Source organism: Marinomonas posidonica IVIA-Po-181, assembly GCF_000214215.1.
Taxonomy (GTDB): Bacteria; Pseudomonadota; Gammaproteobacteria; order Pseudomonadales; family Marinomonadaceae; genus Marinomonas; species Marinomonas posidonica.
This window is the reverse complement of sequence record NC_015559.1, coordinates 698,491-716,318: the sequence shown is the minus strand read 5'-3', so window position 1 is coordinate 716,318 and position 17,828 is coordinate 698,491. Positions and strand designations below refer to the sequence as shown.

The window sequence follows — 17,828 nt, the reverse complement described above, 5'->3', positions numbered from 1 at the left end:
ACTAACCAGGAATCTTAGTAACCATGCGTACAGACGTCGTCAATTCTTCAAGTTGCAACCAAGGGCGAAGGTGCGCAACGGCAGAATAAGCACCAGGACGGCCAGGTTGCTCAACAACTTGAATACGAGACTCACAAAGTGGTGTTTTAGATCGCTCTGCATTACCAACCGCACCAGAGTTGGTGTATTGATCAATCCAGGTTTGAAGATCCTTCTGAATGTCATTTGCCTCCAAGTTAGAACCAAGCATGTCGCGCCCCATTACTTTCAAATAATGCGCAATACGGCTACTTGCCATGATATATGGTAAGCGAGCAGAAATAGCGGCATTACTTGTTGCGTCTGGATCAGCAAAGACTTTCGGTTTTTGAGTGGTTTGGCTACCAATAAATACACCATAATTGGTGTTTTTATAGTGAACCAATGGCAAGAATCCTAAATCACTTAACTCTTTCTCACGCTCATCCGTTAAGTTAACTTCGATAGGACATTGTTGCTGTAGATCACCAGCTAAAGACTTGTAAGTTAAGTTGGGTAGGTTTTCAACCTTACCACCGTTATCCAAACCACGAATAGCAGTACACCAACCAAAAGCAGTATGGGCTTGAGTCATTTTAAGACCCAAATCAAATGCGGCATTTGACCATACTAATTGCGAGTTATCTCTTGGCAATGGGTTGCCATCAGAGTCTACATTCAACTCTTCATAATCAAAGGCATCCGTACCCAATCCCTTTTTACCATAGGGAAGACGAGCAAGTGTTTGAGGTAATGTCAAACTAACATAGCGAGCATCATCACTAGCGCGGAAAGCATTCCAAGAAGCATAAGAAGGAGAATCAAAACCTGAAGCAACAGGCTTGCCTTCATTAAAAGTCTCGAAGGAATCAAACTCAAACATCTCAGGATTAGCAGCGGCGATAAAAGGAGCGTGACTGGCTGCAGCCGTCTCACCCATATAACGCAATAATGCAACATCATCATCCTTATGAGAGAAGGTATAGTCACCAACTAACAATCCATAAGGCTCACCACCCGCTGTGCCAAATTCTTTTTGATAAAGAGCATCAAACAGAGGGCTACGATCCACAGCTGGAGCGTCTTCAAACTGACTCAATAATTCATCTTTGTTAAAATCGACCAATTTGATTTTCAAACTTTGGCCAGTCTCACTTTCACGAACTAATTTACCCAAACCTCTCCAAGAGCCTTCTAAGCGACGAAACTCATCATTTTGCATGATAGTAGACATCTGAAGAGACATTTGCTTATCAATTTCAGCAATAGCATTTTCAATCGTCTTAGTAACATTTTTATCCCAAACAACGGTACCGCCTAACGCTTGCTCAGCCAATACAGAGAATAGCTCTTTAGTAGTATCAGCGGGTGTTTGAGTGGTCGCAGAAATGGCTCTATCAAGAAAACTTAATGTCCCAGCTTCAGCTTCACCAGCGGCTTGATTTTCTAATTCAGCACTCATTATTCGTCTCCCTTAGCTTCAATTCCCAGCTCACCTGAAAGCGCGTTAATGGTATCTGCACTTTGCAGAACTTCTTTCAGCAACTTCTCAAGATCGCGAGATCTGTCGGCTTTAGATAACAAAGTTTTCAATTGCTGGCGTGTTTCGGCCAGTTTTCTAAGGGGCTCAACCTGATCTATCAAAGCATCTGGTTCAAAATCCTTCATAGAGGAGAACTTCAACGCAGCTTCAAACTGGCTATCATCATCCGATAAGGTGTTATCTACCTTAAGTTTCAACTCTGGACCAACGCGCTTCATTACAGTGTCAAAGTTATCCTTATCTATCTGATAAAAAGTGCGATCTTCAAGATCTTCACGATCTTCTCTGTGAGCAGAAAAATCTCCAAGTACCCCTACAACGAAAGGCAACTCTTTATTTTCTACTGCTCCATTTGTTTCAACATCATAAGTGATGCTGACTCGGTTTTTACTTACACGCTTATGTTGCGAATTCAAAGCCACGATGAACCTCCTAAATGGTTACTTATGATTAACCTGCTTTAGACTCAAGCTTGCCTGTAGTGCAATCAAACTTAACTGTGTCGCCCTTCTCAATCTTACCGCCATCACCTTCGTTGTAATAAACCAAAGTCAATGCGGTATAAGTCAAAGACATGTCTTCTGACGGCAGATTGCCATCTGAACCTGATACATTGTAGCTAGAAAGGCGTGCTTTCTCTAAAGTAATAACAAGGTAAGGGTCTGCACCAGCGCCATCACGAGAAGGTTTAGTTAACAAAATATCCACTGTCTTACCTTCCGCACCCGGTGCAAACAAAAACGTCGTTAGGTGAGGGGAAGCGCCATCAGATACTCGAGAGATACCAATGGCATCCAAAGACACCATACCTTTATCAGCATTGTTCGCATTACCTACATCAACAGACACACCACGGTTGGCACCCCAATGCATATTATCGATAGCAAAAAAACCTTTTTTACCGCCGATTTCCCCAACAGTAGCAGCGCCTTTGATATCGTCAAGACCATCAATTCTCATATAAATAGAAGCCATTTCTTTTACCTCACTTTTTAGTTTTAATTGTCATCAAAGATGACTGCTTTAAAAAATTACCATTCAATACCAGTTAACGTTCCCACATCATTCGTGGGGCTTACACTTGGTTCTTTTGCCTTTTCAGCCGCGGGAGTGGGGGTCGATGTTGCCGTATACGTCACCTCCGGGGATGCTTTAAAATTCACTGTATGTTCGGCGCTTTCTAAACCGGCTAATTGAGTAATGCGTGACTGCACTACGGCATTATCACCAATAAGTTCTTCTAATAATTCAGGAAGAGGCATATGTCCCCATCTGATCGCTCGTTTTAACAGCATGTAAATTGGGCTATGCGGTTCTGCCTGCAAAAAATATTCAGCAATTTTTTGCAATTCTGCTAATGCTTGCTCACGGCTAGCCACAATACCGACTCCTGTCATCGCCATTCCCCCTGACGCTGTTTGCACACTCTCGCCATTGGTAATAGGCTCTTCGGATGAGGCAAGGGTCTCCACTTCAGGTTGATTATCTTCAATCCCAACTTCTTCAGGATCCAAAGGCCAACGAGGTAAGCCTTCTTCTACTAGATAGCGCAACGTTTTCAATAAACGATCGACACTTTCTTTTACAAAGCGAAAACTAATCCCTTGAGCAGCAACACGATTGCACTCTTCAGCAACTTTTTTCTCAATAGAAACAAGAGTTTCATAAATTTTACCTAGCGATAAAATACGCTCGGTCACCTCAGCTCGTTCACTAGATAGAGCACCTAATGCCTGAGATTTCAAATCCGCTAGGGTTCCTGATTTTTCAGCCAAAAAGAACTTTCCGTAATCGATATCAGCAACCAAGGTCAACATCTGCAACGGCATATACAACAAACCACTTTCTGCCGTATCGCCAACCAATTGAACCAAAGGCTTAACACGACCTTCAGCCCATTCCCTTTGTTTTCCAGCGTCGTCCTCTGCTTTTAACTTTTCTTCAGGAGACATTGGTTGGAGGTTTGCCCAATCATTCGTCACTAAATAATCAAGTGTTTCTAAAGAATGTTGTAAATTCTCTAGCGGCTTCCTTGAAAACAGTTGAGACACCGCATGCCAGCAAAATATTTCAATATCCTTCGAAACCGTCTTTAAACAATTTTCACATTCACTCGAAAGCAAAGCCCAGTTTTCAGCATTGGCTTCAACCAGTTCATTGTTATTTAAGGCATCTGGATCCTCAATCAATTGACGAAAAGAAGATTGGGCCATATTAAAAGCGTTACGATAGCTTCGATAAACAGAGCGATTATCCTTTAGATATTCACCGCAGGGAGCTTCATCTGAAATAGGCACGACCAGTTCTTCAAGCATGATTTTCACTCCTTAATAAAGACTTAAGCTTCATGTATATTCGCAGCGATTCCCGTTACACCGGGTTTGTTTTGAAAAGCAGTGAAATTGCTCCAAATAAAGCTGGACAGACGCGCAATTGCCCACGCTTGCGCCGCATCCGTATCTTGTTTTTCTTCTTTCTTAGGATTGTAAACACCACATACGATAACCAGAGGTTTACCATCATCAACAAAGTCATATTTGTCTGCTGGCTTCCCCTTGGCATTGGTATATGCAACGACCGATGAAGCAGCACCAGCACCAGCACCAGCATCCGTATTTGCCGCATCAGCTTTTTTCTGCTTTTTATTTGCTTCTTCTACTGTCTGGAACTTTTTCTTCAACATCTTCCTCATAATATTTATGGCTAGATTAATCTCCGAGTCATTTCCGGCCATACTTTTACATTGCGACAATGCTGTACGTAACTTGTTACCAACCCGGCCTTTTTTATTAGCAGGTATAACAATTTTGCAGTTCTTATCCGCAGGGAAAAAGCCCACTTTACCGTCCCTCACAGCAGCGCGAGAAATATTATAGAAAGCATGGCCATAGCTCTTACCACGGTCCATTTGTGCTACATTCAACTGCAACTCGACAATATGAGGAACTTTTTGTTTTGCCTTGCCGCCATAAGAAAAATCAATATTTACCTGTAAAAAGAACTTCACATCTTTATATTCATCCGTCACACCTTTCGCCCACAAATCTTTTACGGCTGGGGTGTCTAGACCAGATACCGCCTGATATTCTGGGGTGTTATAAATATAGTCCCGAAAAGCCAACATCTGAGCGACGGTACTAAATACAATGGTCGCTCTAGCAATATCCTTTACTTCTAGTGGTGTCTTCATGCCTGTGACATCTCTAGATGGATCACTCCACACTTTAATACCGCACTTTTCCCCAATACGACCTTTTGTTTTAAGAGGCGCTCTTGTATACGTAATAGGCTTACCCGATTCGTTGTTTATATTGGCACTCAACTCCGCCATGAACTTATGAAGCTTACCTTCAGCAAGCTTTGCCTGCTCAATGAGTTCAAGAATCTGTTTGCGATAATCAACACTTGATGTAAAGGTTGATTGAGAAATCAAATTATCCCAGTGATGTAAATGTGCCATATATACCTGCCTATTTAATTTTTTAATTAACCACCGATCTGTACGGTTGGCGCGCCTACTACAATAGAGCCTCCATGGCTTGAAGTGTCGCCCATGCGCGCGGCCGGAGTGTTACCTATCAGGACTGAGCTACTGCCTTTCACAATGCTATCTGGCGTGCCGACGCAAGTGATGGAATCCCCCATCACGGCAGCAGGCAACTTACAGATTAGTACTGTTGCCTCACCTGGGCCAATAATCGGTCCTCCTACATGGGGAATTGGCGGTGTTCCCGGTGTTTGCATGGGACAAGTGTGCATATCCGTTAAACGTGCTGCAGATGGCATTACTTATCTCCTATTCTATTTTTCATTAGACCCGGCCCACCTTTTGCTAAATCCAAAGCCATAGAAAAAGTCGACTGATAAAACTTCTGATAACCTTTCCATTCTGGTAGAACCGCTGCCGTATTAATGGCTCCCGCAGCCGCTTTGGCATATAAAAACTCTGCAGGCATCACCACAGGAAACCCCACCGGAACGATACTGCCACTACCGTTCCAAACAACGGCTTGGGCTAACCAACGAACAGCTCGATCATTTTTAATCTTTTGCATTTGTTGCTCGATACGACGTCTTAACCCTTCTTGAGGTTCTTTTACCCATTGCTTGCATTCTTGTATCGTTCTTAGCTCGGCAACCGTCCAATCATCATTGCGTAACTCTAGCGAGTTACAAGTCCACCAAATCACTTCTCTCATGGGCAAGGCGTGACAGAAGAAGTGCGTTAAATCAATATAGAGTGCGGCGTCTGTCAACAAATCAATCACATCCGCAGGCGCGGCACCTACGTCAACCAGTTTCGCAGCTTCTTCTGAAAGCTTTACATGGCGTAAAATGGCACTGCTGTCCTGATAAGGAATTTTCTTAAACATCTAGTTCACCATCACAATGCTGCCACTAACAGTCGTCGACCCATCTGAAGATATCTCTGCCGAAGCACTACCTGATACCGTCGCACTAACATCCGCTGAAATAGTTACATTCAATCCTGATATTGATGTACTGCTGGATGCCTCTGCGGTTAAAGAACTTCCTGCACTTAGGCTCATTGAACTCCCTGAACTTATACTGGCAGAACCATCTGAATCCACACTAAATGAACCTCCAGACTGGCTGATATCTCCTCCGTTTAAGGTAATATCCGAATCTCCATTTAAAGTGATAGAGCTACTGCTAATATCGATAGAGTCACTTTTAATCGTTATAGAGCTATCGCCCACGACCAATTTCAATGTGTCTGTAGCGGTTAAGGTAATCTTTTCACTGTCCTCTGATATAGAGTCCGTGGCGCTTAAGGTATAAGCCTTGTCCGTAGACAAGGCCATATTATCCTTGGAAGACAGCGTATACTTCTCAGTTACCGCTTCGGTAATACTCTTAGTTACAGTGGTCTTTTTCTCACCAGCAATGGTCTCAGTATGATCATTTACCACCTCATGCAGAAAATCTTTCGCGGCATGCATGTAAAAAGACTCATTGTCCTTTTTGTCATCAAACCTTAACTCATTAGCTTCACCGGCCAACTTCGTTTTAATGCCACTTTGCGTAGTACTGGCCGTGGCGTAAGGTGGTTTATAAGTGCTGTTATAAACACTTGAGACAATCACAGGCTGATCCGGGTCACCATTAATAAAGCTCACTAACACTTCATGCCCGGCACGAGGCAAAAATTGAAAGCCATAACCACTGCCCGCCATAGGTTGCGCTACTCGCACATAACAGCTTGTTTCATCACCCGTTTCTTCGTCCCAATGGAATTTAATTCTGAGTCGACCTGACTCATCGCAAGATGGCTCACCAGTGGTTTGACCAGACACTAGCGCAGATTGCAACCCATGTACGACAGGTTTAGGGCGGTGACTTGGGTAAAATAGAGCATCTTCTGGCATGCCAACAAAGCGAGTATTATGGGTAAAGGTAGAGCCTGGCGCAGACTGAAAATCATGCTCCGCTTCAATAACAAGGAGCTTTCCTTCCTGAGCACTATCAGGATGAGATGCCATCTCTAAATAGAAGCCTACAGCCAAATCCATAGACTCAGTTTCACCGTAAACACGACTGTAGCCTGAATCTAGTTGGGCTCTTTGGATCGTTATTTGTGTCCCAGAGAGATCGGAGTAATCACCTGTTGCTGCAGCCACAGGATACCGGTAATTGGTTAACTTGGTGTTTCCTGAAATAGAATATTGAGAACTTTTAACCCCACTGGTCACTAATTTTGACTGAGTGTAATCAAAATTTGCGATTTCCAAAGAAGCGCTATGAAATTGATTCTGATAAGCCCACTCTTTCACCACTTCATTATCACCACCCGGTGATGATACATGATCCAAAGAAATGACTTCATCACTGCTAAATGGCTTAGAAGCATCCTGTAGCTTCAACGTCGAAGAACCATCATTTTTATCGTAATAAAAATGAACGCCTTCCTCAGCAAGCAGTCGCAACACAAAATCCAAATCAGACTCGTTAAACTGAATGCAATATTCCCGAATCGAAGAAGGCATACTGTTAACGCTGTAATCACCACTAAAACCTATTTCATCGAAGATAGATGTCACTATAGCTTGTACAGTTTGCTCCTGAAATACGCGACAACTTTTCCCGTAGGCAAGCAATCCCAACCAAGGCTGAATGTGCAACTCCATAGTGAAATAGCTAGAATCAGCCACCTGAGATTGGCTTTTTGCAGAAACAACATAGCCTTTATATTGTCTATTTGCTGAACGACCTGATCCTAGCTCTAAATACACAGCGCATTCGACTGCCGTACCCACCCAGCTATTAGGCGTTCCTGAAGAGACTTGAACAAGTGCTTTTATGTCGCTGATACCATTAACCGATTCACGCACTGACAATGAAGTACATACGTATTCATCGCCATCACTATCGATCACAACTAGGTTGCTGTACTCTGGATCTGCAAGCTGACTCATTGTTACCTCAAACCATCTATTAGTATGTTTATCGTTCGATCTTAATTATTTTTTGAACTAACCAAATCCGCAAAGCGAATAAGCTGTATCGGTGGAAATAGACCAATTTCCTTTGCCACATCCATATTTATTGCGATAGAGAATTGGCTCAATTGGGCAATCTCTAACTCTCCAGGCGTTTTATCTTCAAAGACGACTTTTTTAGCTTGATTCCCTGCTAAACGCCCTACTCGATAATATTTATTAGAAACCGAAATTAATGCTTTTGAGTGCGTAACCATCATGTCGTAGGCACTGGCTACTGGAATCTTGTGCACCAAAGCCGCCTGCGTAAATTTATCTGCATTATCAAGATTATATGAACTCGAGCCGACATAAATTACATCAACGTCTTTTTTAGCTAGAGTGGAGACTAAACGATCAAATTGATCTGGATATGGAACACCTTTTTCATCTAATTTATAAACCTCTCTATATAAAGTGAAGCCCATATCCTTAGAGATGACTTGCAAATTCGCCGTATTCAACACCGAATTAAGTTCTGACTCCGAATAGATAACACCAATTTTATTAACTGGGAAATACTCTCTCATTGCTCTAATCTGGACTTCATCTGAGATTCTATTGCGAATACCGGTAACGCTTCTTCGACCACTGACCTCATCCGAATTGGTAATGCCTGCCCCGATGGGATCCGCCACAATCATAAACATCGCAGGAATATCACCAAGGCGAGTTCCTTCACCAAAATCTTTGATAGTACCAATCACCTCTTTACTGACCGAAGTTCCCCAAGTAACAACAAGGTCTGGGTGCAATGACTTTGCCTCTTCAACAAAACCTTCTAATTTACTTTTCTTTCTATTTGCATTTCGAACAATGATATTGACTGGTAAACCACTGTCTTCAAAGTAGCTTTTAAACCCCTGACACGCTTCTTCACATCCACGCCAGACAACCATATAAATCGTTTTAACTTGTTCGTTTGCCTGAACATTTGAAACAAACGAAGCGGCAAAAAAAGTCAGTAATGCAATCACTATTTTTTTCATGCCTCTGCTCCAACCAACTCTTTTTCAGAGCGTTTCAAGAAAATCAACATCATCAATCCAGCAGCCAAGATACCAAAACCAACAATCGCCATGGTTTGACCATAGTCGTAATATGCCAAGAGACTCGCAACAACCACAGGCCCTAGCACACTACCGATTCGTTCCGAGGTTCTCAAAATACCCAACACACTCGTACGACCAACTTCTGGAGTAGACTCAGCCGCTTCCAAAGCAGAGGCAATCAAAGGCGCTTTCAAAATAGAGTGCGCAATCCCCATCAGGGCAACGGCTAAAAGAATCTTATAGAAAGAAGCCTCACCATAGAGAGAAATTAGAATTGCACCGGATAAAACGGTCCCCAATACAACCAGCTCTTTCATCTTTTTCGTTTTATCAGCAATACTAGAAGCGATTGGGCTTAGTGGAATAATGGTTAAAGAGTAAATCATCATTATGCGACCAATTTCAGACTGGCTTGCATCCAATGAAACAAGATAAAGAGGAACCATAAAGTAAAGAAAACCTGTCAACACTATCTTAGCTGGAATAGCGCAACATAAAATAATGGCAACAAATTTAAGATTTTTTGCCAAAAGTATGACACTACCGCCGCCGTTATTAGCCCCACCTTTTTTCTCGGATACATCAACAGAACCCGAAAACATCCTCCAGGCAAGAAAACCTGCAAAAGTAGCCAATACAGCTGAAATAAAGAACACAGGTTGATAGCCGATTCGATCCGCAATAATCGCTCCAAGGGCCGTTCCACACATAGTCGCCGTCATTAAGACACCAACAAAAATAGCCATCCCTTTCGCTCTATTCTCGGAAGAAACAACCGCAGCGATATAGCTCTGACAACTTATCGTAATCAAGGCATATCCTAATGCAGTGATACCACGTGAAATCACGATTTCCGTACTATTTTCAGCAAATGCACAACCAAGATAACCTGCAATAGCCGGAATAAGACCAATTAAAAACAGAGGTTTTTGACCCCAACGATCGACCCATTTAGCTGCAAATGGTGTCGAAACGGCGATGACCAACATAAACACAGAGATAGGCAAACCAAGCATTACATCACGAGAGACCCATTGATTCGGCTCATAATATTCCGCTACAAAAAGCGGCATAAAAGACTTTTGCAACTCTTCTGCGAATGAAAAAACAAAAAGGGGAATTCTGGCATCAAGAATATCGCCATTTCTCATCGACAAGCGACCTTGAAGGTGAAACTTCTCAGCCAGCATTTGCAAACGAGTCTGCACCTCATCACCTGCTTTTTTCTCGACTTTATTTCCACCGACTATTTTTGAAAAAACTCGGGAAAACTTACCTTGAAGGGCTTTTGAGTCCTCGTTCAGCTTCACAACAAAATGCCCAATTGTTCCTTTAGCATCGACAGATGCTTTCACAGAAAAATTGCCATCCATCTGTCTTTTTAAGATAGATTCGGATTCCTCAAGAGGACCCGAAACGTAGAACATGACCACAACCATGACCACTTCAAAGCAAACAAGAAGAACGGCAATCAAAACAATTGCGATATCAAAGAAAATATCAGCCAGCTGCGTACGAATAAAACTCGAATTTAAACCAACAAAAACACCACCAACCTTCTTCTCATCCAGCAAGATATCCATATCATAGACATCTCCACCTTCATCATTGGCGACCGAAGGTAGCAAACCAATCAGCTCTTGCTGAATCAAAATAAGACGATCTTTAAAAGAGGCCTGAAAATAGGAAACAGTTTTATTTTCATCCAATAAATTCTTCGTTTCCGTCAAATCAGTTAAGACACCTGCAGTATATAAAGGTGAATTGTTTTTGGAGACAACAGCAATAAAAGTCAATTCTGGGTATTTTTGAAGAGTATCGGACAAATAGTCATCCATCCCTCTAATCTGATCTATTGGTACACCTGCCCCAATAGCCAATTCGACATCATCATGCACAACCTGCACAATGGCGTCTGCCTTTTTAAGCAGTTCAGGCTTAATGGAAAAATTAAATTCAACCAAGGTATATAAGGCACTTAGCACCGATGCCAACAATGCACTTATGACAGTAACAAGAATTAAGCGACGATTAATAAAGCTTGCCATACTTTTTGCTTTAATCATGGTCAATCACCTTTTTTGCTGAACTTCCCTTATCTAAATCCTGCAAATCATCCAATTCTTTTGCCACCCTTGTTTGCATTTCCTGACTCTGCTTAATTTGCTTAGCAAACTCATAAGATATGGTGCCTTTTGTAACAGATAAGCTTCTACTGTCTTTCCCTTCAGAGTGCTGTTGAATTAACTTAATGACATTCGTGATGTCGGCAAAACCAAAACGAATAACCAGAAAAACAACTGCAGCAAAAAACAAAAATATTGCAATAGTCATTTCCAGTAGATGTAGACGAACCAGTAAGTACACACTGTAAAAAGAGGCTTTATCATAAACAATAACAACACTACCAGAGAGGTTTCCAAAGCTATCAAATATTTGAATACCACTATATAAGTTTTCTTCCGTACTCAAATTCCAGTTTTTATCAGTCGACTTTAATGCTCTTCTCGAAATATCAGAATTAATAAAACCAGTCGCTTTCTTATCGGTAGAAAATACAATCTTGCCTTGATTATCAATCACTTCAATCTCGGTAACATTTTCATCGCGAGATTTGGCTTTTTGCATTGAATCCAACACATTGGTTGCAGACTTAAGAGGAATACCCAAACGCTCAGCTTTCATAATCGAGGTTTCGATGGAAGAGGAAATAACATCTAATTTTGACGACACGACATTCGACATTAAACTGTCGAATTTCATAAAGTTCATCAGATATAAAAGGCTCAGAACGGCCACTAGAATCATCCAGACAGTCATAACAAGTCTTAAGTGGACTTCAAAAAATGCCTTCATTAACAAATACCTTTATTAGCGTACAAACAAGAACAGCTGATAGAAGATCCTTCACGAAACATTCCTTTTATTTCATGGTGGAATCCCACCTCACACCACGAAAGCTCCTGAACACTCACGGATAGTATTTGCAATGCAAAATGTGAAACCATCAACACAAGCTTTCAGAATGTGCACTATAAGAACACAATATGCACACAATATGCAGAAAAAGTTTAAGAAAAAATAGCCATATTCTATTGCAACGTTCGCTCTCCTCTCTCTGCAGGCTAAAGAACCGAATACGCACAAAAAATTTCATATGAAAAGCCGCATTGAAACTAAAGAGTGGTTGACTCCAATGCAGTAAACCTTGGCAAGGTTACAATGACCGACGTTACCCCATGAGGTGTAGGGGTATCAGACACACTCACACCAATATTGCCACTTTGTACCTCGACAAGGCGTTTAGCCGCATAAGTCCCTAGGCCTTCACCGTCAGCCTTACCAAAGGTAATGTATTTATCGAAAAAGCGACTCCTGATTTTTTGTGGTACAGCCCCCATGTTTCGGATAGTAATATTCACTGGATTACCATTCGAAACAGAGATCATGATTGGGGTTTTGGGTGGCGCGGCTTCACATGCATTTTTAATCAAATGTTGAAAAATCGTATAACAAAGACCTTGATCGCCCAACACCTCTGTCATGGCATAATTCGAAGAATCGGAATGAGCACTTTTTAAAACGATATTGAGTGATTTTGTGGAGAACTCTATTAAACAAAAACTCATTATCTTTTTTAGAATCTCTTCTATAGAAACTGAACGTTTTACCAAAGTGTAGTTTCCCATTTCCACATTATAAAGCTCTGAAGACAGGTTAACCTTATCTAACACCTGCAGCGCACATTGCTCTATTTGCTGCAATGCTTGCTTATGATCCAACGAATCGTTTTCACCTCCTAGCATTGCATGAACCAGCGTAATAATAGTATCAAGAGGTGTTTTGAAATCATGACTGGTAATCTGCTCAACATCTTCTCTTAATTGGGCCGCTTCTAACATGCCGTCATAGTCTGCTTGAAGTTGCTTATGCAGCCTTACATAACGCAAGAAATTGGCCACTCGGGGTTTTACTATCACAGGATCCACAGGCTTATTAATAAAATCAACAGCCCCCAGCTGCAAGCCTTTAAGCTGGGCTTCATCGGTATTTATCGCCGTCACAAAAATAATGGGGATATTTTCAGAGCTTGGGTGGTCTCGCATCCGCCTTGCAACTTCAAAACCATCCATATCAGGCATCATGACATCCAACAACACTAGATCAGGGGGAGTATCAGAACGGCACATTGAAAGGGCTTTCGCACCATCTTTGGCAACCCTGACCTTGTATTCGTCTTTAAAAATCTCAGACAGTAAATGGAGGTTAGCAGGAATGTCGTCTACTATAAGAATATTTGGCGTGTAAGTGCTGCTAATTTCTGTATCTAGTATATGGCTAGAAGGAATGTTAGCTGTCGTTATAACCGACGGGGTTTTGTGTCGATTACACCATGCACTGGCGTTTTGTATGCCTTTTAGTAAGCGCTGAGAGGTATATGGCTTAACAATTAAATCACTGACACCTGCGTTAATGCATTTTACAATCTGAGTCCTATCTATTTCTGCTGTTATCATCAGAAAAGCAAGGTGCTTAAGCTTGTCACTCATACGCACACTTTCTAACAATTCAGCCCCAGGTAAGCCCGATATAATTAAATCTACCTTTTGTGTTTGTAATAAATGCTGTGCCTTTTTGTCATTTTCTGCCATCAGCACATGATCCCACCCGAGACTAGCTAATTGGTGGGCGATTACTTTTCGCATAGTTTCAAATCGATCCACAATTAAGATCTGAGTACTTACTGGATAGTGTTTTTGTTCACTAGTGGTCATGTTAGTGTGTACCTGTCATCTTCACCTGCACAATATCTGCACAGTCGAAATTTATTATAGACTATCTATTTCTTTAGCAGAGAAAAGGAAGAGAATGAATAAGGTTGCAGCCTGATTATTCTAGTAAATTCAAGAAGTATTGTTGTTGGCCTGAGCTATCTACCACTAAATCTTAGTGCTCATTTCGTGCACATTTAAAGATTTTATCGTTTTTTATCATATTTACAATGAATGAGGAAGAGCAATAAAATGAGAAAATTGCTAAAAAAAATGACAATGCGGTTACAAATCACGCTCTTTAGTATTTTGTTAATCAGCATTTCTCTAACGGCATTTCTCAGTATTAATAACCGAGTCTTAGAAAGTGTCCTCAGCTATACCATGGGACATAGACAACTACTTGAAAAGCCAATGATCCTCATTAATCAAATGAGTACAGATTTTGGTCACACCAGCATAAAAGTACTAGAAGATATTTTAGGAGAACTTAATGATGTATTGGATGGTCGAGTCAACAACAATACGTATTTAAAGCATGATATAGATGATGCACTGAAACATTACCCTCACATTCTGAGCATTCTCGCTTTTGGAGCAGATGGAGAAATTCTAAAAAATTCCATCAGACCACAGCCAAATATGAGAATAGCGGACAGCCAAAGCCTTTTATTGGATTCTGACTTACCAATAACCCCCGGTCCACACCTTTATACTCACTATCAAGAAAACGATCTTGGCGGGGTTTATTACATTTTACGTTTAACTCGTGACGAACGCGGACATATTGAACGTGGTGTACAGATCATGCTGCATATGCAGCCAATTCTTGAGCTTGTCAATGAGCTATCAGTCATGCCTAAACAAATCTACTTATTAGACAATGATAATCGAGTTATGTTGGCATCAAAACATGATGCAAAGATCGGAGAAGTATTTTTTGGTTCAGACTTATACCCAAAGTTAGAAAATATACATCAGGTTAAATTAGACACTGAAGACTCCATGGCGTTATCTAGCAACTTGATGCATGAAGGCGCTTTTTCCATTTTAGGAACCTTGTATGAAGCCTATAAATCGATCATTTCTTCTCGTGCCACGCCTCAAGATGAATTTGAGAAGAAACCAAAGCTCATTCTACCCGATTTCATGGACGACATGAATTTCAAAAAACCAGATGAAGTAGTGCTGGCTGATCGTTCTTTTCTAGGATACTTTGATTCGAAAAATGGTCAAAAAGACATTACCGGAATCACCCGTTTTACCCCGTTTGGAAATAAGGAATATGGTGAATGGCAAATTGTTGCTATTGCGCCTGAAGAAGCCCTCATCAGTCACTTAAAACTCATTAACTATATGCTGATCATCGCTGGATTCATTGTCGCAATTGTGACTGTCTTTTTGAGCATATTGGTTTCCAGAATTATCTATATTCCTATTGAACTTTTGGCCTTGAGGATACAAGAAATAGCAGAAGGTAAACTCTCAACGGATAAGTTACCCTACGACCATTCAAAAGAGCTGTATGAACTAAACCGAAATATGCAGCAAATGAGCCTATCTCTCATTGCTTATCGAGATGAAATGCAGGAACAAGTCGATCAGCAAACTAACGATATAGAGCATGCTCGCCAAGAGGCCGAACTGGCCAATAAAATGAAATCGGATTTCCTATCCAATATGTCCCATGAGATACGTACACCAATGAACGCGATATTGGGTATGAGTCACCTTGCGCTTCAGGGAGAACTCAATCGGAAGCAACGTAACTATGTCGAAAAAGTACATCGCTCGGCAGAGTCCTTATTAGGCATTATTAACGACATCCTAGATTTTTCTAAAATTGAAGCAGGTAAAATGGAGCTTGAGCAAACCGATTTCAATTTGGAAGACGTGCTTATTCACCTTAGCAACCTTTTAAGCTTAAAAGCCGAAGACCAAGAACTTGAGCTACTATTTGATATTGCAGAAGATGTCCCACTCACACTTATAGGTGACCCAATACGCCTAGGGCAAATTTTAACTAATTTAGGAAACAATGCTTTAAAGTTCACAGAAGAAGGAGAAGTTGTCATTCATGCGAAGGTACTAAAGCGTTGGAATGACGACGAACATAAAGAATGGGTTCAACTGCAATTTTCTGTGCAAGACACAGGAATAGGTATGACCCCAGAACAGCAACAAAGGTTATTTAAAACCTATAGCCAAGCAGACAGCTCTACAACACGTAAATATGGGGGCACTGGACTCGGTTTATCAATTTCAAAGAACCTCACAGAGCTAATGGAAGGCCAAATATGGGTTGAGTCAGAGCAAGGTTCAGGCAGCTGTTTTAAATTCACTATAAATATAATGGTTAACCAAGAAGAACCAGAAAAAAGCATCGAAAATGCCAGTGTTTTACAAGGTAAACGTGCCCTTGTTGTTGATGATAGAAACAGTGCTAGAGAAATTCTGCTGTCTATACTGCAACGCTTTGGACTATCTACTGATAGTGCTAAAAATGGCAAAGAAGCACTGACCAAAATAATGGAAGCCGATAAACAGAACGCCCCTTATCAAATAGTCTTTATGGATTGGAAGATGCCCATTATGAATGGCTTGGATTGCATTAGAACCTTTCAATCAATTCCTCTATCGATTCAACCAAAAACCATCCTTATTACTGCTGTCGGTAAAGATGAACTGGACGATCAAATAAAAGACTTGAACTTACATGGAGCGATAACCAAACCAGTTAATGCCTCTATATTACTAAATTTAGTCATGTCAGCATTCGGTCATCAACTTTCTTATAAAGGTAGAAGAGTCAAAAGGCGAGACTCAGAACGACAGATTGCACAACAGCTTGCGGGAAAACACATCCTACTGGTTGAAGATAACGAAATTAACCAAGAGCTTGCATCTGACCTATTAACAGATGTCAAAATAAACGTAACTGTGGCCAACCACGGACAGGAGGCACTAGACCTATTAAATAGCTCACAAGCATTTGATTGTGTACTAATGGATGTGCAAATGCCCATTATGGATGGTTACACAGCAACTCATGAAATTCGTAAACTGCCTAGATTCAGCAATCTCCCCATTATCGCCATGACAGCCAACGCCATGAAAGAAGACCTTGATGCCGCATTAGACAGCGGCATGAATGCACATTTAACGAAACCGATCCAAGTAGCAGAAATGTATAAAACATTAGCTCATTGGATGAAAACCGACTCTGACAGCTTAGTTACAACCGACACTACGACAGAAAGCAATATCGCAGAAAAATCACTTTCGTCATTAATAAACACACCTGAACACACTCCAAATATTCTGCCTGACACCTTGTATGGGATTGATATCGCATTAGGTTTGAAAACAACCAATCAGAACAAAAACCTCTACCACAAAATTTTAGTTAAGTTTCGTAACACTCAGCAGCAGTTTGAAAATGAATTTGTAAAAGCCAAATCAGCAGACGATAAAGAACTAATGACTCGATTGGCTCATACGCTAAAAGGATTAGCCGGTAATATCGGGGCGAAACACTTACAAACGCTAACCGATATATTAGAAAAAGGCAGTCCACATCAATGGAACATCAAAATGGAGTCGTGCTTTACAGAATCTATAGCAGAACTGGGATTGATTATCTCAGACTTACAAAAGCTAGATACTATGACAAACACAAGAAGCACCAGTTCTAAAAGAGCTATCAGTGCGACAGAGCTTGCTGCCCTATTGCAACAATTAGAACAGGAATTAAAAGATGACGATACAGCGGCGACAGATACACTAGAACCATTACTGGATACGCCGTTCGACGATAAAGCTAAACGCATACTTAAAGAATTGGCGAACAATATAGATGAATATGATTTTGATAAGGCGTTGGAGAACTTGCGTCAATTCTCTGAAGCGGTGAAATCATAATACATTTGATGATCTACATTTC

At 41.1% G+C, this 17,828-nt stretch carries 13 protein-coding genes; 1 reads left to right on the top strand and 12 read right to left on the bottom strand.

The genetic code is table 11. The features are described 5' to 3' along the window. Position 1 precedes the first annotated feature (1 nt). The 12 genes from tssC to MAR181_RS03240 all read right to left on the bottom strand — a co-directional run bounded on the left by tssC (position 2) and on the right by MAR181_RS03240 (position 13,888). Positions 2-1,480, bottom strand: a complete 1,479-nt coding sequence (gene tssC, locus MAR181_RS03295) for a type VI secretion system contractile sheath large subunit (RefSeq protein WP_013795189.1) — start codon at positions 1,478-1,480, stop codon at positions 2-4. Next, positions 1,480-1,983 carry a type VI secretion system contractile sheath small subunit gene (gene tssB / locus MAR181_RS03290; RefSeq protein WP_013795188.1) on the bottom strand — a complete coding sequence of 168 codons (504 nt, stop codon included), beginning with the start codon at positions 1,981-1,983 and terminating at the stop codon, positions 1,480-1,482. Before tssB ends, tssC begins: the two co-directional genes overlap by 1 nt. 28 nt (positions 1,984-2,011) lie before the next feature. Next, complete coding sequence (locus MAR181_RS03285) at positions 2,012-2,536, bottom strand: type VI secretion system tube protein Hcp (protein ID WP_013795187.1); 525 nt, start codon at positions 2,534-2,536, stop codon at positions 2,012-2,014. A 56-nt stretch (positions 2,537-2,592) separates the two neighbouring features. Next, positions 2,593-3,876: a type VI secretion system protein TssA gene (locus MAR181_RS03280; protein WP_013795186.1), complete on the bottom strand. Its 1,284-nt coding sequence runs from the start codon at positions 3,874-3,876 to the stop codon at positions 2,593-2,595. A gap of 23 nt (positions 3,877-3,899) precedes the next feature. Further along, entirely contained in the window at positions 3,900-5,021 is a 1,122-nt protein-coding gene (locus MAR181_RS03275) for a hypothetical protein (RefSeq protein ID WP_013795185.1), read from the bottom strand. Between the two features lie 26 nt (positions 5,022-5,047). Continuing rightward, the gene (locus MAR181_RS03270) at positions 5,048-5,347 is read right to left on the bottom strand and encodes a PAAR domain-containing protein (protein WP_013795184.1); all 300 of its coding nucleotides are present in this window, start codon (positions 5,345-5,347) and stop codon (positions 5,048-5,050) included. Beyond that, a complete protein-coding gene (locus MAR181_RS03265; protein WP_013795183.1) occupies positions 5,347-5,934 on the bottom strand; it encodes a DUF6931 family protein in 588 nt (195 codons plus the stop codon). Before MAR181_RS03265 ends, MAR181_RS03270 begins: the two co-directional genes overlap by 1 nt. After that, a complete protein-coding gene (locus MAR181_RS03260; protein WP_013795182.1) occupies positions 5,935-7,998 on the bottom strand; it encodes a type VI secretion system Vgr family protein in 2,064 nt (687 codons plus the stop codon). Positions 7,999-8,039: 41 nt separating this feature from the next. Continuing rightward, positions 8,040-9,050 (bottom strand): ABC transporter substrate-binding protein, encoded by a 1,011-nt coding sequence (locus tag MAR181_RS03255; RefSeq protein ID WP_013795181.1) that lies wholly within the window; start codon positions 9,048-9,050, stop codon positions 8,040-8,042. Continuing rightward, the gene (locus MAR181_RS03250; RefSeq protein WP_013795180.1) at positions 9,047-11,179 is read right to left on the bottom strand and encodes an MFS transporter; all 2,133 of its coding nucleotides are present in this window, start codon (positions 11,177-11,179) and stop codon (positions 9,047-9,049) included. Before MAR181_RS03250 ends, MAR181_RS03255 begins: the two co-directional genes overlap by 4 nt. After that, on the bottom strand, positions 11,172-11,933 hold the full coding sequence (locus MAR181_RS03245; RefSeq protein ID WP_245546201.1) for a hypothetical protein: 762 nt from the start codon (positions 11,931-11,933) through the stop codon (positions 11,172-11,174). The genes MAR181_RS03250 and MAR181_RS03245 overlap by 8 nt, the downstream gene beginning before the upstream one ends. Before the next feature lie 356 nt (positions 11,934-12,289). Further along, positions 12,290-13,888, bottom strand: a complete 1,599-nt coding sequence (locus MAR181_RS03240; protein WP_013795178.1) for an ATP-binding response regulator — start codon at positions 13,886-13,888, stop codon at positions 12,290-12,292. A 249-nt stretch (positions 13,889-14,137) separates the two neighbouring features. Here MAR181_RS03240 and MAR181_RS18025 point away from each other — a divergent pair, with 249 nt between their 5' ends. After that, a complete protein-coding gene (locus MAR181_RS18025; RefSeq protein WP_013795177.1) occupies positions 14,138-17,806 on the top strand; it encodes a response regulator in 3,669 nt (1,222 codons plus the stop codon). Positions 17,807-17,828 lie beyond the last annotated feature (22 nt).

Bases quoted from the DNA above. Each gene is read 5' to 3' on its own strand.
- tssC (WP_013795189.1), bottom strand. From the start codon at position 1,480: ATGAGTGCTGAATTAGAAAATCAAGCCGCTGGTGAAGCTGAAGCTGGG.
- MAR181_RS03285 (WP_013795187.1), bottom strand. From the start codon at position 2,536: ATGGCTTCTATTTATATGAGAATTGATGGTCTTGACGATATCAAAGGC.
- MAR181_RS03280 (WP_013795186.1), bottom strand. From the start codon at position 3,876: ATGCTTGAAGAACTGGTCGTGCCTATTTCAGATGAAGCTCCCTGCGGT.
- MAR181_RS03275 (WP_013795185.1), bottom strand. From the start codon at position 5,021: ATGGCACATTTACATCACTGGGATAATTTGATTTCTCAATCAACCTTT.
- MAR181_RS03270 (WP_013795184.1), bottom strand. From the start codon at position 5,347: ATGCCATCTGCAGCACGTTTAACGGATATGCACACTTGTCCCATGCAA.
- MAR181_RS03265 (WP_013795183.1), bottom strand. From the start codon at position 5,934: ATGTTTAAGAAAATTCCTTATCAGGACAGCAGTGCCATTTTACGCCAT.
- MAR181_RS03260 (WP_013795182.1), bottom strand. From the start codon at position 7,998: ATGAGTCAGCTTGCAGATCCAGAGTACAGCAACCTAGTTGTGATCGAT.
- MAR181_RS03255 (WP_013795181.1), bottom strand. From the start codon at position 9,050: ATGAAAAAAATAGTGATTGCATTACTGACTTTTTTTGCCGCTTCGTTT.
- MAR181_RS03250 (WP_013795180.1), bottom strand. From the start codon at position 11,179: ATGATTAAAGCAAAAAGTATGGCAAGCTTTATTAATCGTCGCTTAATT.
- MAR181_RS03245 (WP_245546201.1), bottom strand. From the start codon at position 11,933: ATGACTGTCTGGATGATTCTAGTGGCCGTTCTGAGCCTTTTATATCTG.
- MAR181_RS03240 (WP_013795178.1), bottom strand. From the start codon at position 13,888: ATGACCACTAGTGAACAAAAACACTATCCAGTAAGTACTCAGATCTTA.
- MAR181_RS18025 (WP_013795177.1), top strand. From the start codon at position 14,138: ATGAGAAAATTGCTAAAAAAAATGACAATGCGGTTACAAATCACGCTC.